We start from the raw sequence: 17,212 nt of genomic DNA on the forward strand, positions 1-17,212 counted from the left end.
GGCGTGTCTTCGCGCCCCGCCCCGGGCGGGCGTCACTACCCTGCGGGCATGACCGCCGCCTGCGAAGACCTCGCCATGGCCCCCGAGACCATCCGGCCCGCCCCGCCCGGCGACGGCTGCGCCGACTGCCTGGCCGAGGGCCGGCGGGACTGGGTGCACCTGCGGATCTGCCTGGACTGCGGCCACGTCGGCTGCTGCGACTTCTCACCGGGGCGGCACGCCACCGCGCACTTCCACGCCTCCTCGCACCCGGTGATCCGCTCGTACGAGCCGGGGGAGGACTGGCGCTGGTGCTTCGTCCACGAGGCCATGGGCTGAGCGGCGCCGCCGCCGGGTGCGGATTCCCGGTGGCACCCGGCCCCAAGCCGGATAAAATCCGGACATAGCGCTCGTCCGATTTTCGAAGCGCAGCGCCCGAGCGGCCACCGGCCGACGTCCGTCGCCGTCGGTGACCGCCGAAGGGAGGCCGACGATGACCAAGCGAACACCCGCCAGCACCGCCAAGCTCCGCCAGGGCACCCAGGACCTGCTGGAGCGCCGCGGCATGGCCAGCAGCCCCAAGCAGCTCGCTCCACGCGTCCGCACCGGCGGCACCTCCGGCGCGGCGGCCGGGTACGCCGCGGGCGACGCGTTCCGCCACGGCGGGCGCGACACCGGGACGGCGGTGGCGCACGCCGCTCCGGCGATGCACGCCGAGCTCAAGGGCCACCGGCACCGCGGCGCCGAGAAGCACTCCGCGCACTGAGCGGCGCCACTGCCGCCGGGGGTGGGCGTCCGCGCCGGGCGCCCGCCCCTGACGCGTGCTCAGGTCCGGTCGGGGCGGCCGCCGGAACGCGCCGGGTCGACGTGTCGGACCCCTGCGGTACGGTCGTTGCGTCGGCCGAAGGGCGGCCAGGGCGACGGGGGCGCACGATGACGGACGTGATCACCGAGGAGCCGGTCGAGGTCCAGCTGGAGCGGTACCGGACGGAACTCACCGGCTACTGCTACCGGATGCTCGGTTCGGTCTTCGAGGCCGAGGACGCGGTGCAGGAGACGATGGTCCGCGCCTGGCGCGGCCACAAGAACTTCGAGGGCCGGGCCGCCCTGCGCTCCTGGCTGTACCGGATCGCCACCAACGTCTGCCTGGACGCGCTGAACGGCCGCAACAACCGGGCCCGCCCGATGGACCTGGCCGGCCCGGTGACGGTCGCCACCGCGAGCGACGCGCAGCTGCCCGAGATGACGTGGATCGGCCCCGCGCCGGACGGCCGGGTGCTGCCCGAGACGGGCGACCCGGCCGACGTGGCGGCGCAGCGCGAGTCGGTGAAGCTGGCCTTCGTGGCGGTGCTCCAGCGCCTCGCGCCGCGCCAGCGCGCGGTGCTGATCCTGCGTGAGGTGCTCGGCTGGCGGGCCGCCGAGGTGGCCGAGCTGCTCGGCGTCACGGTGGCCTCGGTCAACAGCGCGCTCCAGCGCGCCCGCGCGGTGCTCGCCGGCGACGGCGCGGCCGCCCGCCCGGCGCCCGCCCTGGACGACGACCACCGCGCGCTGCTGGACCGCTACGTCAGCGCCTTCGAGGCCTACGACATGGCGGGCCTGGCCGCGCTGCTGCACGAGGACGTCACGCTCAACATGCCGCCGTTCGCGATGTGGCTGCGCGGCAAGGACGAGATCCGGGCCTGGATGCTCGGCCCCGGCTGCGGTTGCCGCGGCTCGCGCCTGCTCCCGGTGACGGCCAACGGCGGTCCGGCCTTCGCGCAGTACCGGCCGAGTCCGGCGGGCGGGCACGAGCCGTGGGCGCTGATCGTGCCCGAGGTGTCAGACGGCCGGATCACCGGGCTCACCAACTTCCTCGACACCGACGTGCTCTTCCCGCTGTTCGGCCTCCCGGCCCGGTTGGAGGCCGAGTAGCGGCGGGGGAGCCACGGGCAGGACGTCGGCCAGCCCGCTGAACGCGAGCAGCTCCCGCAGCGGGCCGCTCGCGTTCAGCAGCAGCACGCCCACGCCGTGCCGGGCGGCGGCGATCCGCAGCCGGGCGAGGGCGTCGACGACCGCCAGGTCGGGGGCGGTGAGCGCGCGGAGGTCGCAGGTGAGCGTCCGGCCGGTGGTGGTTCGCTTGGTCTCCATGCGGGTTGGACCGCTCCGGCGGTCGCGAATCATCGGTCCGGTGCAGGTTCGCAGGTCCGGTTCGGGTACGCGGGTCCGGGTGGTCCGCCCGGGGGCCCGCCGCGTCCGTCCGCCCGGCGGCCGCGGTGGCAGAGTAGGGGCCGCAGGGACCACCGTTGCCGCAGCCACCGGCTGTGGGCACCGTGCCGAGGAGGAACGCCGTGTCTGCTGAGCCTTTGAAGTCCCGTGAGGAGTGGCTGGCGTCCCTGCCGCGGATCTACGCGGCGGCCGGCTGCCTGCTGCGGGACGAGTCCGGGCGGATGCTGATCGTGAAGGCCGGGTACCGCGAGCACTGGCAGTTCCCGGGCGGCACGATCGACCTCGGCGAGGGGCCCGCCGAGTGCGCCGCGCGGGAGCTGGAGGAGGAGACCGGGATCGTCAAGGCCGCCGGCGACCTGCTGGCGATCTCCTGGACCCACCCCTCGAACGAACTCGACCACCCGGCCGAGCACTTGCTCTTCGACTTCGGCACCGTCCCGGACGGCACCCCCGTGACCGTCCCGGCCGGTGAGCTCGACGACTACCGCTGGGTCCCCGACGAGGAGGCGCTCGTCCTGCTCGGCCCGTCCCGTTCGGCGCGGCTGCGGGCCGCGCTGGAGGCGGCCGTCGACGGCCGGGTGCGGATCGTCACCACGAGCGTGTCGGGATTCTGACGGGGCGCCGGGAGAGCGGCGCGGGCCCCGGGGCGGTCGACCGTCGCGGGGCCCGTCCGTGGTTCAGGGCTGCCTCGGGTCCTCGCTCCGGGCGGCGACGATGGCGGTGAGGGCCTCCGAGACGAACGTCTCCGTCTCGGCCTTGTCGACGTTCAGGTCGGCGAGCACGCCGGTGCCGTTCGCCTGCTCCAGCAGGGCGAGCAGGATGTGCTCGGTGCCGACGTAGTTGTGGCCCAGCTTGAGGGCCTCGCGGAAGGTCAGCTCCAGCACCTTCTTGGCCTGCGCGTCGAACGGGATCAGCGCGGGCAGTTCGGCGGCGGGGGCCGGCAGGGCGGCGCCGGCGGCGGCGCGGACCGCCTCCGCGCCGACGCCCTGGGCGGCGAGCGCCTTGGCGCCGATGCCCTCGGGTTCGGCGATCAGGCCGAGCAGCAGGTGCTCGGCGGTGATCTCGGCGTTGCCGGCGTTCCTGGCCTCCTCCTGCGAGACCACGACGACGTGCCGGGCGCGGTCGGTGAAGCGGGCGAAGCCCTGGCTGGGGTCGAGGTCGTCGGGGGTGGCGGGGTCCTTGGGGACGAAGCGCTTCTGGGCGGCCTGCTTGCTCACGCCCATGCTCCGGCCGATGTCGGTCCAGGACGCGCCGGAGCGGCGGGCCTGGTCCACGAAGTGGCCGATCAGGTGATCGGCGAGTTCGCCCAGGTGGTCGGCGGCGATCACCGCGTCGGACAGTTGGTCGAGCGCGTCGGTGTGGACCTTCTTGATCGCGGTGATCAGGTCGTCGAGGCGCAGCGGAGTCGTGCTGGGAACAACGGGATTCTCCATGCGTCAACCGTAGGTTGTCGATCCTGTATCGTCAACCGATAGTTGACGATACTGCCGGGTAGGCTTCGGGCGGTCGGGTGACGGAGTGGAGCGAAGGAGTCGGACATGGCGGCTGACCTGCGGATCATCACCCTGCCCGAGGCCGAGGTGCCCGCCGGACTCAAGCTGCGGGTGGCCGAGTTGCAGGAGCTGGCGTGGCCGGGCCCGCCCGGTCCGTCCGCCGCGCCCGTGCACGATCCGGCCCTGCGCCCGCTCTCCATGCTGCTGCTGGACGGCGCCCGCGTGGTGGCCGCGCTGGACGTGCTCTCCAAGGAGATCGTCCACGCCGGGCGGACGTACGCGGCGAGCGGCTTGTCCACCGTCGTCACCGACCCGGCCTGCCGGGGCCTCGGGCACGGCCGGCGGCTGGTGGCGGCGGCCCGCGCCACCGCCCGGGAGCGTGGCGCGGACCTCGGGCTGTTCACCTGCGACCGCGAGTTGCGGGGCTTCTACGAGAGCGCGGGCTGGGAGTGCCTGCCGGGCGCGGTCCTGGTCGGGGGCACGGCGGAGGATCCGTTCCCCAGCGACCGGGAGGGCTTCGACAAGGTGACGATGGCGGCCTTCTTCACCGCGCGCGCCGAGCGCCACCGGGCGGACTTCCCGCACCGTCGGATCGCCCTCCACCCCGGGACGGTCGACCGGCTCTGGTGAACGACCGGCTCTGGTGAACGACCGGCTCCGGCGGCGGTCGGGCAGCGGTCGGACGGCGGTCGGACGGCGGTCGGACGGCGGTCAGGCCGCGGGCACCAGCCGGGCCCGGACGGCGGCGACGTCGGCCGGCGTGACCCCGGCGGCGAGCAGGTAGCCGGCCGGGTCGAAGCCGTCGAGCGTGTCGGCCAGGGCGGCCTCGGCGGTGGTGCCGGCCTCGGCGAGCACCGCGTCGATCCGGCGGTACTGGTCCGGCAGGCCCAGCATTCCGTACAGCGGACGGACGTTGGGGCCGCTGAGCAGGTAGTCCTCGGCTATCGCGGCCGGGCGGACCCCGGCCAGGGCGAGCAGGAGGAGGGCGGCGAGGCCGGTGCGGTCGCGGCCGGCGCCGCAGTGGACGACCACGCCGCCGGGCCGGGCGCCGGCCACCGTGGTGACCAGTTCGGCGGCGGCGTGCGGGCAGTGGTCCAGGTAGGGGCGGAGCGCGAGCGGGGTGCCGTCCAGCCGTCCGTACGTCTCCCACCAGGCGGGGCCGGCGAGTTCGTCCAGCGGGACGCGGACCAGTTCGACGCCCTCGGGGCGGGGGAGGAGCGGCTTGTGCTCCTCGGCGTTGCGCAGGTCGACGACGGTGCGGACGCCGTGGTCGAGGAGGGCGTCCCAGCCCTCGGCGGTGAGGCGGTCGAGGTTGTCGGCCCGGACGATCGCGCCGCGGGCGGTCGGGCGGCCGGAGACGGTGGGCAGTCCGCCCAGCTCGCGGACGTTCAGGCAGCCGTCCCAGACGAGGGTGCGGTCCTCGGTGGTGGTCTGCGCGTGCGTCCGGTTCATGCTCCCACCTCGCTGCGCTCGGCAGGGGCATTCACCCACGTGCACCTCTTCATGGCTCGCTCGCTCCGCTCGCTCACAGGGTTCCCCGTTTCGTCGTCCGGGGGCCCGTTACCCCCTCGTTATGAAGGACTATCGGGAGATCCGGATGGTTCCTCGCCGTTCGACCGGCGGAAACCCGCTGTTCGGACGTTCGGGAGGAAGAGGCACAGGTCAGGCGGCGGTCGGGGCCTCGGTCTCGGCGGTGAGCAGCTTCTCCATCGGCTCGGCGGCGATCTGGCCGAGCATCGAGCCGGCCACGATGGCGCCGATCAGGAAGACGGTGGACAGCCAGGCCATGGTCGGGACGGGGAGGGTGAAGGCGCCGACCACGCGGGCGGTGCACTCGGCCAGCAGCGCGGTGCCCCAGATGCCCGAGAAGACGCGCTCGTGGCGGTGGAAGGAGCGCGAGGCGGCCGCCCGGCCCCCGGCCAGCCGCTGCCAGGCGGCGGCGCGGGCGTGGTTGCCCTTGGTCAGGAAGGGCATCAGCACCGGGGTCATCACCGGCTTGCCGACGAGGGCGGAGACCAGGACGGCCACCGCGACGCTGCCGCTGAGCAGGCCGTCCTTGGCGAGCATCATCCGGGCGTCGCCGGTGAGGAAGGTGAGCGCCAGGCCGGCCAGGTTGACCGCCAGCATCAGCGCGGCCCACAGGTTGAGGGTGCGCTCGCGCAGCAGGCCGAAGACCGTCCGGCCGGCCGGGACGGCGCTGCTCCAGGCGAGGGCGGCGAACTCGCTCATCCCGAAGGCCGAGTGGAGCAGGTAGTAGCCGGCCAGCGGGGCGGCGACGTCCAGGAGGAGCGGGCGGAACGCGGAGCCCACCGGGTTCGGCTGCTTCTCCGCGCCGGCCGGGGTGGTGGCGGCCTCGGTGGCGACGGCGCTCAGGGTCTGGCTCATGGTGGGTTCCTCCCCGCTGGTGGCCGCGGGGCCGGTGCCCGCGTCGTGCCTCCAGTCTTCCGGCGCGACCCTCCGTCAGATCAGTGCCGTCCGTTGCCTGATCCGCATGACAGACGTCATGGTGCGCGTCATGACACCGCCTTCGCCGGGGTGCCGGGAAGGGCCGGTGACCTGTGCTTTCACCCCTCGGCCGCGGTGAACGTCCACAGCTCGCGGCCCAGCGTGTCCGCACACCGCACGCCGTGGAAGCGCTCGTCCCCGGCCGAGAGGAAGCCGAGCGCGGTGCCCTCCAGCACGGCCCGGGCGGTGGCGTCGGCCCTCGTCCAGGCGCCGGTCAGGACGAGCACCCCGGCGACGAGCTCGGCGCGCCGGATCCGCGGCACCGCGGCGGTCAGCAGCGCGGCGTTGACGTCGTCCAGGTCGGCGGGGGAGAGGTACGCCTCGCCCGCGCCGGTGCGGTCCCGCTCGGCCCGGCGGCGCAGCTCGGGGAGGGCGTAGTGGCGGACGGCGGCCGCCGCGTCGTCCAGCGCCACCTGCCAGCGCGGTCCGGGCAGCACCTCCCACCACACGTCGTCGCCGACCGGCAGCACCTCGCCGATCCGGGCCCGCCAGGTCTCGATGCCGTGGACGGTCCGCGGGTCGGGCCGGTGCCCGGGCAGGCCGGCGGCGGCCCAGTCGGCGCGGCGGACGACGCTGAGGCCGAAGGTGAAGCGGACCCGGTCGGCGGCGGGCGCCTCGACCAGGCCGAGCAGCAGCCAGTGCGTCTCGTCCGGGAGGCTGAAGGTGCGGCGCCACCCGGTGAGGCCCAGGGCGCGCAGGGCGGGCGCGAGGTGGTCGCGCAGCCCCGCCGCGTGGAGCTCGCGGGCGGCGGTCATGGAGGTCCTTCCGGGTGGCTGCGGGTGGCTGCGGGCGGGCCGGGCGCGGGGTCGGCGCAGGCCGGTGGGGCGGGGGCGCACGGAGGCGCGGGCGTGACGGACGGCACGCCCCGGACGGGGGCTGCGGTCACGAGGCGGCGGCGGGCCCGGTCGATTCGCCCACGGACAACGTAGGCCTGGCGGCCCCGCCGCGGCCGTGGGCGAAGGGCGGTCGTCCGCGGGACCTTGGGCCCCGGGCGGGCCGGTCCAAGGTCGGGCCCGCCCGCGCCGCGCGGATGGCGCATGATGTGGCGGGTGCAGAGTGCAGAGCGCCCCGGAGCGGGCACCGGCAGCCCCGAAGGCCGGTCCGGACCAGTACCACCCGCCGCCCCGCCACCGGGCCCGGCCCCCGCTCCCGCGGACCTGACCGAGGCGGTGCGGGCCGCGCAGGACGGTGACGAGGAGGCGTTCCGGCTCCTCTTCCGGACCGTCCAGCCCGGCCTGCTGCGCTACCTGCGGGTCCTCGTCGGGGGCCGGCCCGAGGACGTGCAGGACGCCGAGGACATCGCCTCCGAGACGTGGCTGCAGGTCGCCCGCGACCTGCGGGGCTTCTCCGGCGACGGCGACGGCTTCCGCGGCTGGGCGGCCACCATCGCCCGCAACCGCGCCCTGGACCACCTGCGGGCCCGGCGCCGCCGCCCGGTGGCCGACCTGCCGTTCGAGTACCTCGCCGAGCTGTCCGCCGGGGACGACACCGCGGGCGCCGCGCTCGCCCGGGTCGGCACCGGCGACGCGCTCGCGCTGATCTCCCGGCTGCCGCGCGACCAGGCCGAGGCGGTGCTGCTGCGCGTGGTGATGGAGCTGGACGCGGAGAGCGCCGCGCAGGTGCTCGGCAAGCGGGCCGGCACCGTCCGGATGGCCGCCCACCGGGGGCTGCGGCGGCTCGCCAAGCTGCTGGAGCAGTCGTTCGGGCCGGGCGAGGGGCCGGGCGCAGGGCCGGGATCCGACCGCGGGATCCCGGCCGCGCGGGCGGCCGGACAGGAGCCGGGGACACCCTCCGGGAGGGCCGCCGGGAAGGCCGCGAAAAAAGTTTCTCCGCAGGGTGTGACAGAACGCCGGGCCGCGACGCTGAAGGACATGAGATGAGCACCAACCGATCCCGTCGGATCGACCGTGACGCCGCCGAGCAGCTGCTCGGCGGTGCCGTGGGCGGCCCGTCGGCCGGGCAGGACGCCTCGCTCACCGGACCGGACGGCGACGCCGCCGGGCAGGTCGCCCGGGTACTCGCCGCGGCAGCCGCCCCGGCGACGGCCGCCGAGCTGACCGGGGAGCAGGCCGCCCTGACCGCGTTCCGGGAGGCCCGTCTCGCGTCCGACCCCGTAGCAACGACCGCAACGACCGCACCCGTCCGGAGACGACCGATGGCAACCGCCGCCCTCGCCAGGGCCTTCAGCACGAAGGCCGTTGCCGCCGTGCTGAGCGCCACGGCGCTGTGCGGGGTCGCGGTCGCCGCCGGCACCGGGAACCTGTCCATCGGCAGCGGCACCGAGCCCGAGCGCACCCTCGCGAGCGGCGGCGCCACGGGCGCGCTGCCCACGTCCGGGCACGGGCCGGGCACCACCACGCCGGGCGGCCAGTCCGCCCGGCCGTACAACGGCCCCTCCGCCGGCGGCTCCGGCGGAGGCGCTCAGGGTCTCGGGCCGTCGGCCTCGCCGACGCCCGGGACCCCCTCCCCGACGGGGCGGGCCACGCAGCCCGCGTCCGCCGCGATGGTCGCCCTCTGCCACACGTTCACCGACCGGAAGGGCAAGGGCGAGCACCCGAGCCAGCTGGTCCTGGACCCGGTGTTCACCCTGCTGGTCGAGGAGGCGGGCGGCCCGGACAAGGTGGAGGACTACTGCGGGGAGGCGCTCGGCCGGGCGGGCGACGACGCCCACCGCAGCGCCACCCCGCAGCCGACGCACGACGACCGCCAGGGCTTCGGCTCCGGTGGCGCGGCCGGCTCCGGCGGTGGCAACGCGAACGGCTCCGGAGCCGCGGGCGGCAGCGGCGTCGACGGCGGCAAGGGCAACGGCGGTTCCGGCGGCAACGGCGGCGGGAACACCACCAACGGTGGCGGGCCCAAACCCGGCCGGACCACGCCGACGCTCCCGGCGTCGCCCGCACTGCCCGACGTCCGCCCCAGCGGGCAGGACCGGCAGGCCGCCCAGGGGTGACCCACAGGACTCCGGGTGGGCGGTGGGCGAATCCCCCCGGGCCCGCCGCCCACCCGGATAGCAGGACCGCAGGACCGCAGTAACCAGCACCACCGCAGTAGCCAGCACCACCGCAGGACCTGCGGCACCGCGACACCCGCGGCGCCGCGGCGACCACCCGAGACCCCGGGTGGCCGGTCGGCTCCCCCGTGCCCACCGTCCACCCGGCCGGCCCCCGGCCGGACCGGCAGGCGCTCACCCCGGACGCGCCGCCGGCCCGGCCGGCCCGGAACGTGTGGCCCGCCCGCCCGCAGTCCGGGCGGGCCACACACACCCCGAACGGGCGGTCGGGGATCCGCTGCCCGGTTCCCCGGCCGCCTCCCCCTCCCGGGAGACGGGCCTCCCGGCAGGCAGGCTTCCCGGCAGGCGGGCTTCCGGCAGGCGAGCCTCGTGGCAGGCAGGCGGAACCGCCGCCACCACGGCGCGCGTGGAGTCCTCCGGCGGCCTCGGCCGGGACCGGCCCGGACACCGCGCCGGGCGGCACGGACGCCGGCGGCTATCGTGCACGGGTGCACGAGGCGGTCCGGGACCCCGGGCCCGGCGTGAGGGGAGTTCCAGGTGATCGGACGGGCGCTCAACGGGCGTTACGAACTCGTCGAGATACTCGGCGTCGGCGGCATGGCCACCGTCTGGCGCGGGGTGGACCGCGTGCTGGGACGCCAGGTGGCCGTCAAGGTCCTCAACGGGGGCCTCGCCGACGACCCGCGCTTCGCCGAGCGGTTCTCCCGGGAGGCGCAGCACGCCGCGATGCTGGTGCACCCGAAGGTCGTCATGGTTTTCGACTCGGGCATGGACCAGGGCTCGCCGTACATCGTCATGGAGCTGGTGAACGGGCGCTCGCTGGCGGCCGTCCTCGCCCAGCAGCCGCAGCTGCCGGTGGAGCGCGCGGTGGGCATCGCGGCGGCGGTGTGCGAGGCGCTCGCGGTCGCGCACGCGGCCGGGCTGGTGCACCGGGACATCAAGCCGGGCAACATCATGATCACCGACGACGGCGGGGTGAAGGTCGTCGACTTCGGCATCGCCCGGGCCGGCTCCTCCAACAACCTGACCCAGACCGCCACGGTGCTCGGGACGGCCGCGTACCTGTCGCCCGAGCAGGCCACCGCCTCCGCGCTGGACGGCCGCACCGACCTCTACGCGGTCGGCTGCGTGCTGACCGAGATGCTGACCGGCGGGACGCCGTTCACCGCCGAGACCCCGGTGGCGATCGCGTTCAAGCACGTCAGCGAGCAGCCGCTGCCGCCGTCCGCGCGCCGTCCCGGGCTGCCGCCCGCGCTGGACGCCGTGGTGCTGCGGCTGCTCGCCAAGAACCCGGCCGACCGCCCGGCGGACGCCACCGCGGCGCGGGCCGAGCTCCTCGCCACCGTCCCCGGGCTGGCCGTGGGCGACCCGACGGCGGAGCTGCTCGCCACCGCCGCGCCCACCCAGATGCTGCCGCCGCTCCCGTCGAACCAGCAGCACACCACCGTGCTCCCGCCCCAGGCTCCCGCTGCCACCTCCCTGATGGCGCCGGTCCCGATGGCGCCCCCGGCGCCCGCCAGGCCCGCGCGCAGCCGCAAGCCGCTCGTCCTGGGCGCCCTGGGCGTGGCCGGCCTGGCCGGGGTCACCGCCATCGCCCTCACGGCCTTCGACACGCCGCCGGGCAACGCGGCCGCCAAGAAGCCGGCCGCCGCCGCACCCGCGACCCAGGCGCCCGCGCCGGCCACGACCGCCCCGGGCCCGAGCGCCGCGCCCACCACCGTGCCCGGTCTGCCCGCCCCCACCCCGACCGTCCCGCGCAACCAGCCGCCTGCCGTGCAGTTGAACGCGCTGCGCCAGGCCGTCGCCCAGACCCAGGTGGGTGGAAAGGACCGCGGCGGTCAGGTGGAGCTCCTGCGCATCCTGGACGATGCCTCGGCGCGCCTCAACGAGGGCAGCCCCGACGACGCGGCCCAGGACCTGAAGGATGCCCAGAAGGTGGTCCGCGACATGAGCAAGCGGCACGCCATCGACGGCCCGACCACCAAGGACTGGAACGCCCGCCTCGGCGCGCTCTTCACCGCCCTCCACACGCAGGCGGACAACCAGAACGACTGAGGCGACGACTCTGCGGGCGGTGGTGCTGCTCGGCCTGGTGGTTTTGTTCGTTGGTCCTGCCGGTCCTGCCGGTCCTGCCGGTCAGGAGAGGTCCAGGCGGTCGCCGAGCCCCGCCGCCGCGAAAGCGGCCTCCAGTGCCTCGCGCCCCTCGGTGAAGTGCCCCCAGCTGTCGAAGTGCGCCGGCACGACGCGCCGTGCGCCCAGCAGGACGGCGGCCTCGGCGGCCTGCGCGCTGTCCAGGGTGAGCAGTGCGCCGTCGAAGCGCCGGGTGCGGGCGGCGCCGGCGAACAGGACCGCCGTGTCGACCGGGCCGAAGCGGTCGGCGATCTCCTTGACCAGCGGCAGCGAGGCGTTGTCGCCGCTGACGTAGACGGTCGGCAGGTCGGGGGCGGTCAGCACGAAGCCGATCACCTGGCCGATCACCGGTTCGCAGCCCTCGGGCCCGTGCAGGGCGGGCGCGGCGGTGACGGTGACGGTGCCGCCGTCCGGGCGGGTCAACTCCACCGAGTCCCAGGGGGCGAGGCCGCGTGCGGTGCCGCCGAGCCGCCCGGCGCCGCTGGTGGTGGTGAGCACGAGCGGGACGGTCGGCAGCAGGGCGCGGCCGGAGGCGTCCAGGTTGTCCGGGTGCTCGTCGTGGGAGAGCAGGACGGCGTCGACCGGGCCGAGGTCGGCGGGGGTGGTGGCGGAGGGCGCGGTCTTGGTGAGCGCGTAGCCGCTGCCGGTCGGGTAGTCGCCGGGCCCGTCGAAGGTCGGGTCGGTGAGGAAGCGCAGGCCGCCGAACTCGATGAGCGTGGTCGGGCCGCCGAAGGCGCGGATGGTCGCCATGCTGGGTTCACCTCACGGGTAACTGAGGAATTTGACGTGATGAAACCTAACTGGCCATCACGGAAGAGTGCAAGGTTTAGCATGAGAACCGTGAGCGTCATGAAAGCCCCGGGCGAGACCGCCACTGCCCCTCCACCACCTGCGGCGGGTGCGGACCGGTACGTCGCCCTCGACTTCGCCAACAGCGAGCTCGTGCTGCCCGCCGGCCGCCTCGACCTGCTGGCCACCCCGGCCGCCGCCACTCAGTGGCTGGTCGAACGGGGGCTGGCCGGCGCTGACGCGGTGCTCCACGAGCCCTGCGCAGGACGGCTGCGCGAACTGCGCACCCACCTGCGGACCCTCCTCGCGGCGCGCAGCGGGGGGACGGTGCCGCCGCCCGAGGCCGTCGACGCGGTCAACGCGGCGCTGACCGCCACCCCCGTGGCCGCACTGCTGCACTGGGACGGGGAGGGCGGGCCGTACCGTGCCGCGGTCCATCCGGCCGACCGGATCGCCGACCACGCCATGGCCGCGATCGCCGCCGACGCGGCGGACCTGCTCACCGGCCCGGACGCCGAACGCCTCGCCCCGTGCGGAGCGAGCCCGTGCACGCGCTTCCTGGTGCGCACCCACGCCGCCCGGCACTGGTGCTCGGTGCGCTGCGGCGACCGGGTGCGCGCGGCCCGGGCCTACGCCCGCCGCAGCCAGGCGAAGCAACCCGGATGACTGGAGCGCCAGTAAACGACCAGGGCCACAATGGGCCCATGCTGACCATCGGATCCCTCGTCCTCGGCGTCTCCGACATGGCCCGCGCCGTCGCGTTCTGGACGGCCGCCCTCGACTACGTGCCGCGCGGCGGCCTGGTCGAGGACGACTGGACGGTCCTCGAACCCGCGGCGGGTACGGGTGTCCAACTCGCCCTCGGGCTCAGCGAATCGCCCGTGCAGCGGCACCCGCGCGTGCACCTGGACCTCTATGCGCGCGACGCCGCCGACCAGGCCGCCGAGGTCGAGCGGCTGCTGGCACTGGGCGCCCGGGACGTCGACTGGGACCTGTACCCGGAGGACCCGGACTTCGTGGTGCTCGCCGACACCGAGGGCAACGTCTTCTGCGTCATCGACACCAGCCACGGCTGATGTGCGGAGCAGGAAGTCGGACGGGCCGACTTCCTGCTCCCGGCTGCGGACGGTTACTTGAGGGGCGTGCCGCCCGAGTTGCGGTACGCGGTCGTCTTGTTGATCAGGTTCCCGCCGTCGGACTCGACCGTGGTCTGTTCCTGCTGCCCCGGGCCGAACAGGAGGGCGGCGACGTGCGCGTTCGCCACCTGGTCCATGTGCGAGAGGAGCCAGTCGACCTTGTCGTCCTTGTAGTGGCCGAAGGTGTTGTTCTGCGCCATGTTGCCCAGGGGGATCTGCCACAGGACGACCGGCTTGCCCACCGACTCGGCCATCGTCTTGTACCACTCCAGTGCGGCGGTGGCCTTCTGGTCGTTCCAGAAGGTGTCACGGCCGCCGTTCGCCGGCAGCGCGTACCAGCCCGCGTCGCGGTCCACCACGTCGGCGACGAGGAAGTCGGCGTTCTTCGCCCCGAGGTCCGTGTAGTCGTTGACGCACTTCTGCATGTTGCTGGTCCAGTCCCAGCAGGTGAGGTGGAACCCGGCGCCGGTGTTCGGCGCGTACTTGTGCGCCATCGCTATCAGGCACTGGGCCAGGCCGACGGCGCTGTTCTCCTGCGATCCGCAGTCCGTCGGGTTCGCGGCCTTGACCTGCGCGGCGATCTGGTGCGGGTTGCCGAGCGACCGGACGTAGCCCCAGAAGTCGGGCTCGATGTCGATCGCGTCCTGCGAGTTGCCGATCTTCTGGAGGAAGAAGCGGTAGTCGTTCATGTAGCGGGTGAGCAGGTCGGCCCTGTTGATGGCGACGACCTCGCCCGGACCGTCGCCCTGGCCCGCCAGGTCTCCGAGGTCGCGCAGCGAGTACCAGGTCCAGAAGTTCTTCTGCGGGCGCGGCTTGCCCTGGTACGTCGCCTTGGTCACGTGGTCGTCGTTCCAGGTCACGTAGAAGCCGGGCGCGGTGGTCTCGCCGCTCCAGCAGCCCCACCAGCTCGACCACGCGGCCTTGCAGAGCGCTGCCGAGTAGTAGTCCGACGAGGGTGCGGGCTGGCTGTGCACGTAGGCGTAGCGCATGTCGAACGGCGCGGCGCTCGTCGAGGCCTCGTTCATCATGCCGCCGACGAGCACCGTGTTGCTGCCCATGAAGGTCTTCGTCGAGCCACCGCCGGCGGGGGCGGCCGGAGCTGCCGAGGTCGGGCGGGTACCGCTCGGAGCCTGGCTCGCGGGAACGCCGGCGCCGGGCTTGGCAGGCGCGGAAGGCTTGGCGGCCGTGGTGGGCGCAGCAGGCGTGGTGGGCGTGGCGCCGCTGCCGGAGCTCCCCGCGTTCCCGGCGCCGCTGACGCTGCCGGCCGGGACGAGCTGCCACTGCTGCTGGGGGCCGTTCCAGTCGTGGTACTGGGCGATGTGGCTCCCCTCTGTCTTGGAGCCGCCCGGGACCTCGACGGCCTTGCCGCTGAAGCGGTTGATCAGACGCACGTAGCCGTCCGACGAGTTCTCCATGTGGAACTGCTGGTTGGCGCCGTTCAGGTCGCTCCACTGCACCAGCTCGGAGCCCTCGGTCCTCGACCAGTTGTAGTCGTCCAGCACCTTGCCGGAGTTCCGGTTCTGCAGCCGGTAGTTCCCGTCACCCGAGTCGATGAACTTCCACTGCTGGTTGGTCCCGCCGTTGCGGTTCCACTGCGCCAGCGGAGCACCGTCGTTCGTGGCGTAGGCGGGGGCGTCCAGCGCCTCGCCGGTGCTGCGGTTGACCAGCACGTACCAGGCGTTCGTGTCCACGGTCCCCGCCGAGGCCGTGTTGACCACGACCACGGAACCGCCCACGACCGCCAGGCCGACGGCCGCCCAGAGACTCCGACGCTGGTACAACCGACGGCTGCGGTGCTTCTGCCTCCGGCCTGGCTCGGCAGAGCGGGACGACGCCTCCGGTGAGGTGGATGGGTGAGCGAACATGGCGATGCTCTCTTTCAGCCGGTGCCTTTGACCAGACCGCCTGTCCGGACACCACCCAGTTGTCACCGCCCTCGGAAAGGTTGCCGCGGCCCGCGAAGATTTTTTCGGGCACCGCGCGCCGGCCGGGAGCCCCGCTGCGGGCCGGGCCGCTACCGGGTGTGTTCGCCGGCCTTGATGGCGCGGAGGAGCGCGGCGAGGCGAGGAGGGGTGGTGCGGAGGATGGTTTCGCCGTCGTCGGACTCGCGGAGCTCGATCGCCCCACCGGCCGTACGGATCTCGACACACTCGTTGCTCGACGCGCTGTAGCTGGACTTCTGCCACTCCAGGCTAGGCATAAGCGGCTTTCACTTCTTTCATGATGGATCGGATGAAGTCGCGAGATTGTTCCTCGGTGAGGGCTGTGGAGTCCAAGCTGGAGAAGATGACTCGGTGCTTGGCCAGGTTCGCCGGCGAGTCGAAGAACAGAGCGCCCTGGGAGACGTCCATCTCGACTGTGTCCAGCTCGGGGACCGGTCCCTCGATGTAGGTGAGGTTCTCGCCGGCGCCAGGGAAGGTGTCAACGGCGAACGGGACCACGCGAACGGAGATGCCGGGGCGCTCAGAGTCATCGAGCAGGGCTGCGAGTTGATCCGCGAGCACTACCGGTCCACCGAACTGCATGCGCAGAGCGGCCTCGTGGATGAAGGCGCGGAGAGGAGTTGTCCCCGACCTGACCACTTCCTGGCGCCTGAGGCGGAAGTCCGTCCGGGTCTCGACTTCTTGTGGCGGCAGCGGAGGGACAAGTCGAGCGAACACTGCCGATGCATAGGTTCCGGTCTGGAGAAGACCAGGAATGTAGACGGTGTTGCAGAACGTGATCCGCTTGGCGTGACCCTCAAGCTCTGCCACCTCAAGGAAGTCGATGGTCAGGGTGCTGCGGTATTCCTCCCACCACCCCTTCGTGCGCTCCGAGGCCATGTCGGCCAACGCGTCGATCAGGGGCTGGTTGGTGCACATGCACACAGCGGCGATGGTCCGCAGCCGCTCGACGCCGATCCCACTCTTTCCGCTCTCCATCTGCGTGATCTGGGCAGGCTGGATGCCGAGTTCTCGCGCCAACTGGCTGCCGCCGAGGCCGGCCTGTTCCCGCATCCGCCGCAGCTCGGTGCCCAGGCGCCGCTGACGCAACGTCGGGTTCGGTCGAAGGGGCATGGCGTCCTCTCTGCGGGTTATGAGATCAGTGTGCCGCAGGGCTCAGGGGCCGGGCAGCCACGGAAGGTGGAACTTCCCGGCGAGAGTCTAAAATTTGTGTCCCCTTGCGCTATGGTCGATGTCACATCGATCCGACGGGTCGTCAGTAATGCACCCCTGTCGCACCGCAGAGCAGTCATGCCTCGATCCGACCTGGCTCACGGTGACGTATCCGTCCACGTTCACTCACGCCTCGGGAGTTCTCCCATGCGTCACCTCAACACGCCCTCCCTCACCATCTGTCGCCAGTCCCTCCGCGACGCCATGACCCGCGCCGGCTGGCCGCCCTCCGCCATCGCCGATGCCGAACTCGCCCTTGCCGAGCTCCTCGTGAACGCCTGGCGGCACGGCGAGACCCCCGCGCCGGTCGTCGAGATCATCGCGATCAACAACACCCTCCGGGTCTCCGTCGCGGACGAGAGCCCCACCCTCCCCCAGCAGCGCTCCCTCCCCGAACTGGCCGAGTCCGGCCGGGGCCTCCAGCTCGTCGCCGGGCTCTCCGACCGCTGGGGCGTCGACCCGCAGCAGCGTGGCAAGTCCGTGTGGTTCGAGTGCGAGCTGGACGCCGCCTGATGGCCGCCCGCCGCCGGCGCCCGATGCTGCCGACCGATCCCCGGATCCGGGGCTACAGCGACGACCACATCCGCACCCTGCTCGCCGAAGTCCAGGAGCGCGGCCGGGAGTTCGGCCTGATCTTCCCCTCCGCCTGCACCGACAAGACCATCGACGGCCGCGTCCTCGTCCGCTTCAACACGGCCCCCGCCTCGACCCTCCTCAACCTCCTCTCCCTCCTCCTCGACGTCGGCCGGGAGCGGGGCACCCCGTGCGGTTCCTGATCGCGGCGGCCTTCGCCGTCCTCCTCGCCCTCGC

At 73.8% G+C, this 17,212-nt stretch carries 21 protein-coding genes; 12 read left to right on the top strand and 9 right to left on the bottom strand.

The window, feature by feature from the left end; all coding sequences use genetic code 11:
* Window positions 1-48: 48 nt before the first annotated feature.
* From ACFXDE_RS23225 to ACFXDE_RS23235, 3 genes are all read left to right on the top strand, one after another.
* Entirely contained in the window at window positions 49-318 is a 270-nt protein-coding gene (locus ACFXDE_RS23225; protein ID WP_380435672.1) for a UBP-type zinc finger domain-containing protein, read from the top strand.
* Between the two features lie 154 nt (window positions 319-472).
* On the top strand, window positions 473-745 hold the full coding sequence (locus ACFXDE_RS23230) for a hypothetical protein (protein WP_380435674.1): 273 nt from the start codon (window positions 473-475) through the stop codon (window positions 743-745).
* 167 nt (window positions 746-912) lie between these two features.
* Window positions 913-1,890, top strand: coding sequence for a sigma-70 family RNA polymerase sigma factor (locus tag ACFXDE_RS23235; RefSeq protein ID WP_380435676.1), 978 nt, complete (start codon window positions 913-915; stop codon window positions 1,888-1,890).
* Here the strand turns inward: ACFXDE_RS23235 and ACFXDE_RS23240 are convergent.
* Window positions 1,798-2,106, bottom strand: a complete 309-nt coding sequence (locus ACFXDE_RS23240; protein WP_380496710.1) for an STAS domain-containing protein — start codon at window positions 2,104-2,106, stop codon at window positions 1,798-1,800. The two genes, ACFXDE_RS23235 and ACFXDE_RS23240, sit on opposite strands and share 93 nt — an antisense overlap.
* A 200-nt stretch (window positions 2,107-2,306) precedes the next feature.
* Between ACFXDE_RS23240 and ACFXDE_RS23245 the strand changes: the two genes are divergently transcribed.
* Window positions 2,307-2,798, top strand: coding sequence for an NUDIX domain-containing protein (locus ACFXDE_RS23245; RefSeq protein WP_380435680.1), 492 nt, complete (start codon window positions 2,307-2,309; stop codon window positions 2,796-2,798).
* A gap of 63 nt (window positions 2,799-2,861) precedes the next feature.
* Here ACFXDE_RS23245 and ACFXDE_RS23250 read toward each other — a convergent pair whose 3' ends face one another.
* Window positions 2,862-3,617: a Clp protease N-terminal domain-containing protein gene (locus ACFXDE_RS23250; protein ID WP_380496711.1), complete on the bottom strand. Its 756-nt coding sequence runs from the start codon at window positions 3,615-3,617 to the stop codon at window positions 2,862-2,864.
* 105 nt (window positions 3,618-3,722) lie between these two features.
* Between ACFXDE_RS23250 and ACFXDE_RS23255 the strand changes: the two genes are divergently transcribed.
* Window positions 3,723-4,307 carry a GNAT family N-acetyltransferase gene (locus tag ACFXDE_RS23255; RefSeq protein ID WP_380496713.1) on the top strand — a complete coding sequence of 195 codons (585 nt, stop codon included), beginning with the start codon at window positions 3,723-3,725 and terminating at the stop codon, window positions 4,305-4,307.
* Between the two features lie 81 nt (window positions 4,308-4,388).
* Here ACFXDE_RS23255 and ACFXDE_RS23260 read toward each other — a convergent pair whose 3' ends face one another.
* From ACFXDE_RS23260 to ACFXDE_RS23270, 3 genes are all read right to left on the bottom strand, one after another.
* Window positions 4,389-5,129, bottom strand: coding sequence for a tyrosine-protein phosphatase (locus ACFXDE_RS23260; protein WP_380435686.1), 741 nt, complete (start codon window positions 5,127-5,129; stop codon window positions 4,389-4,391).
* A 210-nt stretch (window positions 5,130-5,339) separates the two neighbouring features.
* Complete coding sequence (locus ACFXDE_RS23265; protein ID WP_380496714.1) at window positions 5,340-6,062, bottom strand: VC0807 family protein; 723 nt, start codon at window positions 6,060-6,062, stop codon at window positions 5,340-5,342.
* A 179-nt stretch (window positions 6,063-6,241) separates the two neighbouring features.
* A complete protein-coding gene (locus tag ACFXDE_RS23270; protein ID WP_380496715.1) occupies window positions 6,242-6,937 on the bottom strand; it encodes a hypothetical protein in 696 nt (231 codons plus the stop codon).
* A gap of 285 nt (window positions 6,938-7,222) precedes the next feature.
* On the opposite strand from ACFXDE_RS23270, the gene ACFXDE_RS23275 reads away from it, so the two are divergent.
* From ACFXDE_RS23275 to ACFXDE_RS23285, 3 genes are all read left to right on the top strand, one after another.
* Complete coding sequence (locus ACFXDE_RS23275) at window positions 7,223-8,062, top strand: RNA polymerase sigma factor (protein ID WP_380496749.1); 840 nt, start codon at window positions 7,223-7,225, stop codon at window positions 8,060-8,062.
* Window positions 8,059-9,132 carry a hypothetical protein gene (locus ACFXDE_RS23280; RefSeq protein WP_380496717.1) on the top strand — a complete coding sequence of 358 codons (1,074 nt, stop codon included), beginning with the start codon at window positions 8,059-8,061 and terminating at the stop codon, window positions 9,130-9,132. Before ACFXDE_RS23275 ends, ACFXDE_RS23280 begins: the two co-directional genes overlap by 4 nt.
* 597 nt (window positions 9,133-9,729) lie before the next feature.
* A complete protein-coding gene (locus ACFXDE_RS23285; protein WP_380435694.1) occupies window positions 9,730-11,247 on the top strand; it encodes a protein kinase in 1,518 nt (505 codons plus the stop codon).
* A gap of 81 nt (window positions 11,248-11,328) precedes the next feature.
* Here the strand turns inward: ACFXDE_RS23285 and ACFXDE_RS23290 are convergent, their stop codons facing one another.
* Complete coding sequence (locus ACFXDE_RS23290; RefSeq protein WP_380496718.1) at window positions 11,329-12,072, bottom strand: MBL fold metallo-hydrolase; 744 nt, start codon at window positions 12,070-12,072, stop codon at window positions 11,329-11,331.
* A gap of 99 nt (window positions 12,073-12,171) precedes the next feature.
* Between ACFXDE_RS23290 and ACFXDE_RS23295 the strand changes: the two genes are divergently transcribed.
* Together ACFXDE_RS23295 and ACFXDE_RS23300 are read left to right on the top strand one after the other, a co-directional pair.
* Window positions 12,172-12,777 (top strand): CGNR zinc finger domain-containing protein, encoded by a 606-nt coding sequence (locus tag ACFXDE_RS23295; protein ID WP_380496750.1) that lies wholly within the window; start codon window positions 12,172-12,174, stop codon window positions 12,775-12,777.
* 38 nt (window positions 12,778-12,815) lie between these two features.
* A complete protein-coding gene (locus tag ACFXDE_RS23300; RefSeq protein WP_380435698.1) occupies window positions 12,816-13,187 on the top strand; it encodes a VOC family protein in 372 nt (123 codons plus the stop codon).
* A gap of 53 nt (window positions 13,188-13,240) precedes the next feature.
* Here ACFXDE_RS23300 and ACFXDE_RS23305 read toward each other — a convergent pair whose 3' ends face one another.
* The 3 genes from ACFXDE_RS23305 to ACFXDE_RS23315 all read right to left on the bottom strand — a co-directional run bounded on the left by ACFXDE_RS23305 (window position 13,241) and on the right by ACFXDE_RS23315 (window position 16,303).
* Window positions 13,241-14,983 carry an RICIN domain-containing protein gene (locus tag ACFXDE_RS23305; protein ID WP_380496720.1) on the bottom strand — a complete coding sequence of 581 codons (1,743 nt, stop codon included), beginning with the start codon at window positions 14,981-14,983 and terminating at the stop codon, window positions 13,241-13,243.
* Between the two features lie 278 nt (window positions 14,984-15,261).
* A complete protein-coding gene (locus tag ACFXDE_RS23310; protein ID WP_380496721.1) occupies window positions 15,262-15,447 on the bottom strand; it encodes a DUF397 domain-containing protein in 186 nt (61 codons plus the stop codon).
* Window positions 15,440-16,303 carry a helix-turn-helix domain-containing protein gene (locus ACFXDE_RS23315; RefSeq protein WP_380496722.1) on the bottom strand — a complete coding sequence of 288 codons (864 nt, stop codon included), beginning with the start codon at window positions 16,301-16,303 and terminating at the stop codon, window positions 15,440-15,442. Before ACFXDE_RS23315 ends, ACFXDE_RS23310 begins: the two co-directional genes overlap by 8 nt.
* Window positions 16,304-16,549: 246 nt before the next feature.
* Here ACFXDE_RS23315 and ACFXDE_RS23320 point away from each other — a divergent pair, with 246 nt between their 5' ends.
* A complete protein-coding gene (locus ACFXDE_RS23320; protein ID WP_380496723.1) occupies window positions 16,550-16,915 on the top strand; it encodes an ATP-binding protein in 366 nt (121 codons plus the stop codon).
* Window positions 16,915-17,178, top strand: a complete 264-nt coding sequence (locus tag ACFXDE_RS23325; protein ID WP_380496724.1) for a hypothetical protein — start codon at window positions 16,915-16,917, stop codon at window positions 17,176-17,178. The genes ACFXDE_RS23320 and ACFXDE_RS23325 overlap by 1 nt, the downstream gene beginning before the upstream one ends.
* Window positions 17,179-17,212: the final 34 nt, after the last annotated feature.

It is taken from the genome of Kitasatospora sp. NPDC059408, from assembly GCF_042751525.1.
Lineage (GTDB): Bacteria > Actinomycetota > Actinomycetes > Streptomycetales > Streptomycetaceae > Kitasatospora.

Coding starts and splice junctions, on each gene's coding strand:
- ACFXDE_RS23225 (WP_380435672.1), top strand. CDS start 49: ATGACCGCCGCCTGCGAAGACCTCGCCATGGCCCCCGAGACCATCCGG.
- ACFXDE_RS23230 (WP_380435674.1), top strand. CDS start 473: ATGACCAAGCGAACACCCGCCAGCACCGCCAAGCTCCGCCAGGGCACC.
- ACFXDE_RS23235 (WP_380435676.1), top strand. CDS start 913: ATGACGGACGTGATCACCGAGGAGCCGGTCGAGGTCCAGCTGGAGCGG.
- ACFXDE_RS23240 (WP_380496710.1), bottom strand. CDS start 2,106: ATGGAGACCAAGCGAACCACCACCGGCCGGACGCTCACCTGCGACCTC.
- ACFXDE_RS23250 (WP_380496711.1), bottom strand. CDS start 3,617: ATGGAGAATCCCGTTGTTCCCAGCACGACTCCGCTGCGCCTCGACGAC.
- ACFXDE_RS23255 (WP_380496713.1), top strand. CDS start 3,723: ATGGCGGCTGACCTGCGGATCATCACCCTGCCCGAGGCCGAGGTGCCC.
- ACFXDE_RS23260 (WP_380435686.1), bottom strand. CDS start 5,129: ATGAACCGGACGCACGCGCAGACCACCACCGAGGACCGCACCCTCGTC.
- ACFXDE_RS23265 (WP_380496714.1), bottom strand. CDS start 6,062: ATGAGCCAGACCCTGAGCGCCGTCGCCACCGAGGCCGCCACCACCCCG.
- ACFXDE_RS23270 (WP_380496715.1), bottom strand. CDS start 6,937: ATGACCGCCGCCCGCGAGCTCCACGCGGCGGGGCTGCGCGACCACCTC.
- ACFXDE_RS23275 (WP_380496749.1), top strand. CDS start 7,223: ATGTGGCGGGTGCAGAGTGCAGAGCGCCCCGGAGCGGGCACCGGCAGC.
- ACFXDE_RS23280 (WP_380496717.1), top strand. CDS start 8,059: ATGAGCACCAACCGATCCCGTCGGATCGACCGTGACGCCGCCGAGCAG.
- ACFXDE_RS23290 (WP_380496718.1), bottom strand. CDS start 12,072: ATGGCGACCATCCGCGCCTTCGGCGGCCCGACCACGCTCATCGAGTTC.
- ACFXDE_RS23295 (WP_380496750.1), top strand. CDS start 12,172: ATGAAAGCCCCGGGCGAGACCGCCACTGCCCCTCCACCACCTGCGGCG.
- ACFXDE_RS23300 (WP_380435698.1), top strand. CDS start 12,816: ATGCTGACCATCGGATCCCTCGTCCTCGGCGTCTCCGACATGGCCCGC.
- ACFXDE_RS23310 (WP_380496721.1), bottom strand. CDS start 15,447: ATGCCTAGCCTGGAGTGGCAGAAGTCCAGCTACAGCGCGTCGAGCAAC.
- ACFXDE_RS23315 (WP_380496722.1), bottom strand. CDS start 16,303: ATGCCCCTTCGACCGAACCCGACGTTGCGTCAGCGGCGCCTGGGCACC.
- ACFXDE_RS23320 (WP_380496723.1), top strand. CDS start 16,550: ATGCGTCACCTCAACACGCCCTCCCTCACCATCTGTCGCCAGTCCCTC.
- ACFXDE_RS23325 (WP_380496724.1), top strand. CDS start 16,915: ATGGCCGCCCGCCGCCGGCGCCCGATGCTGCCGACCGATCCCCGGATC.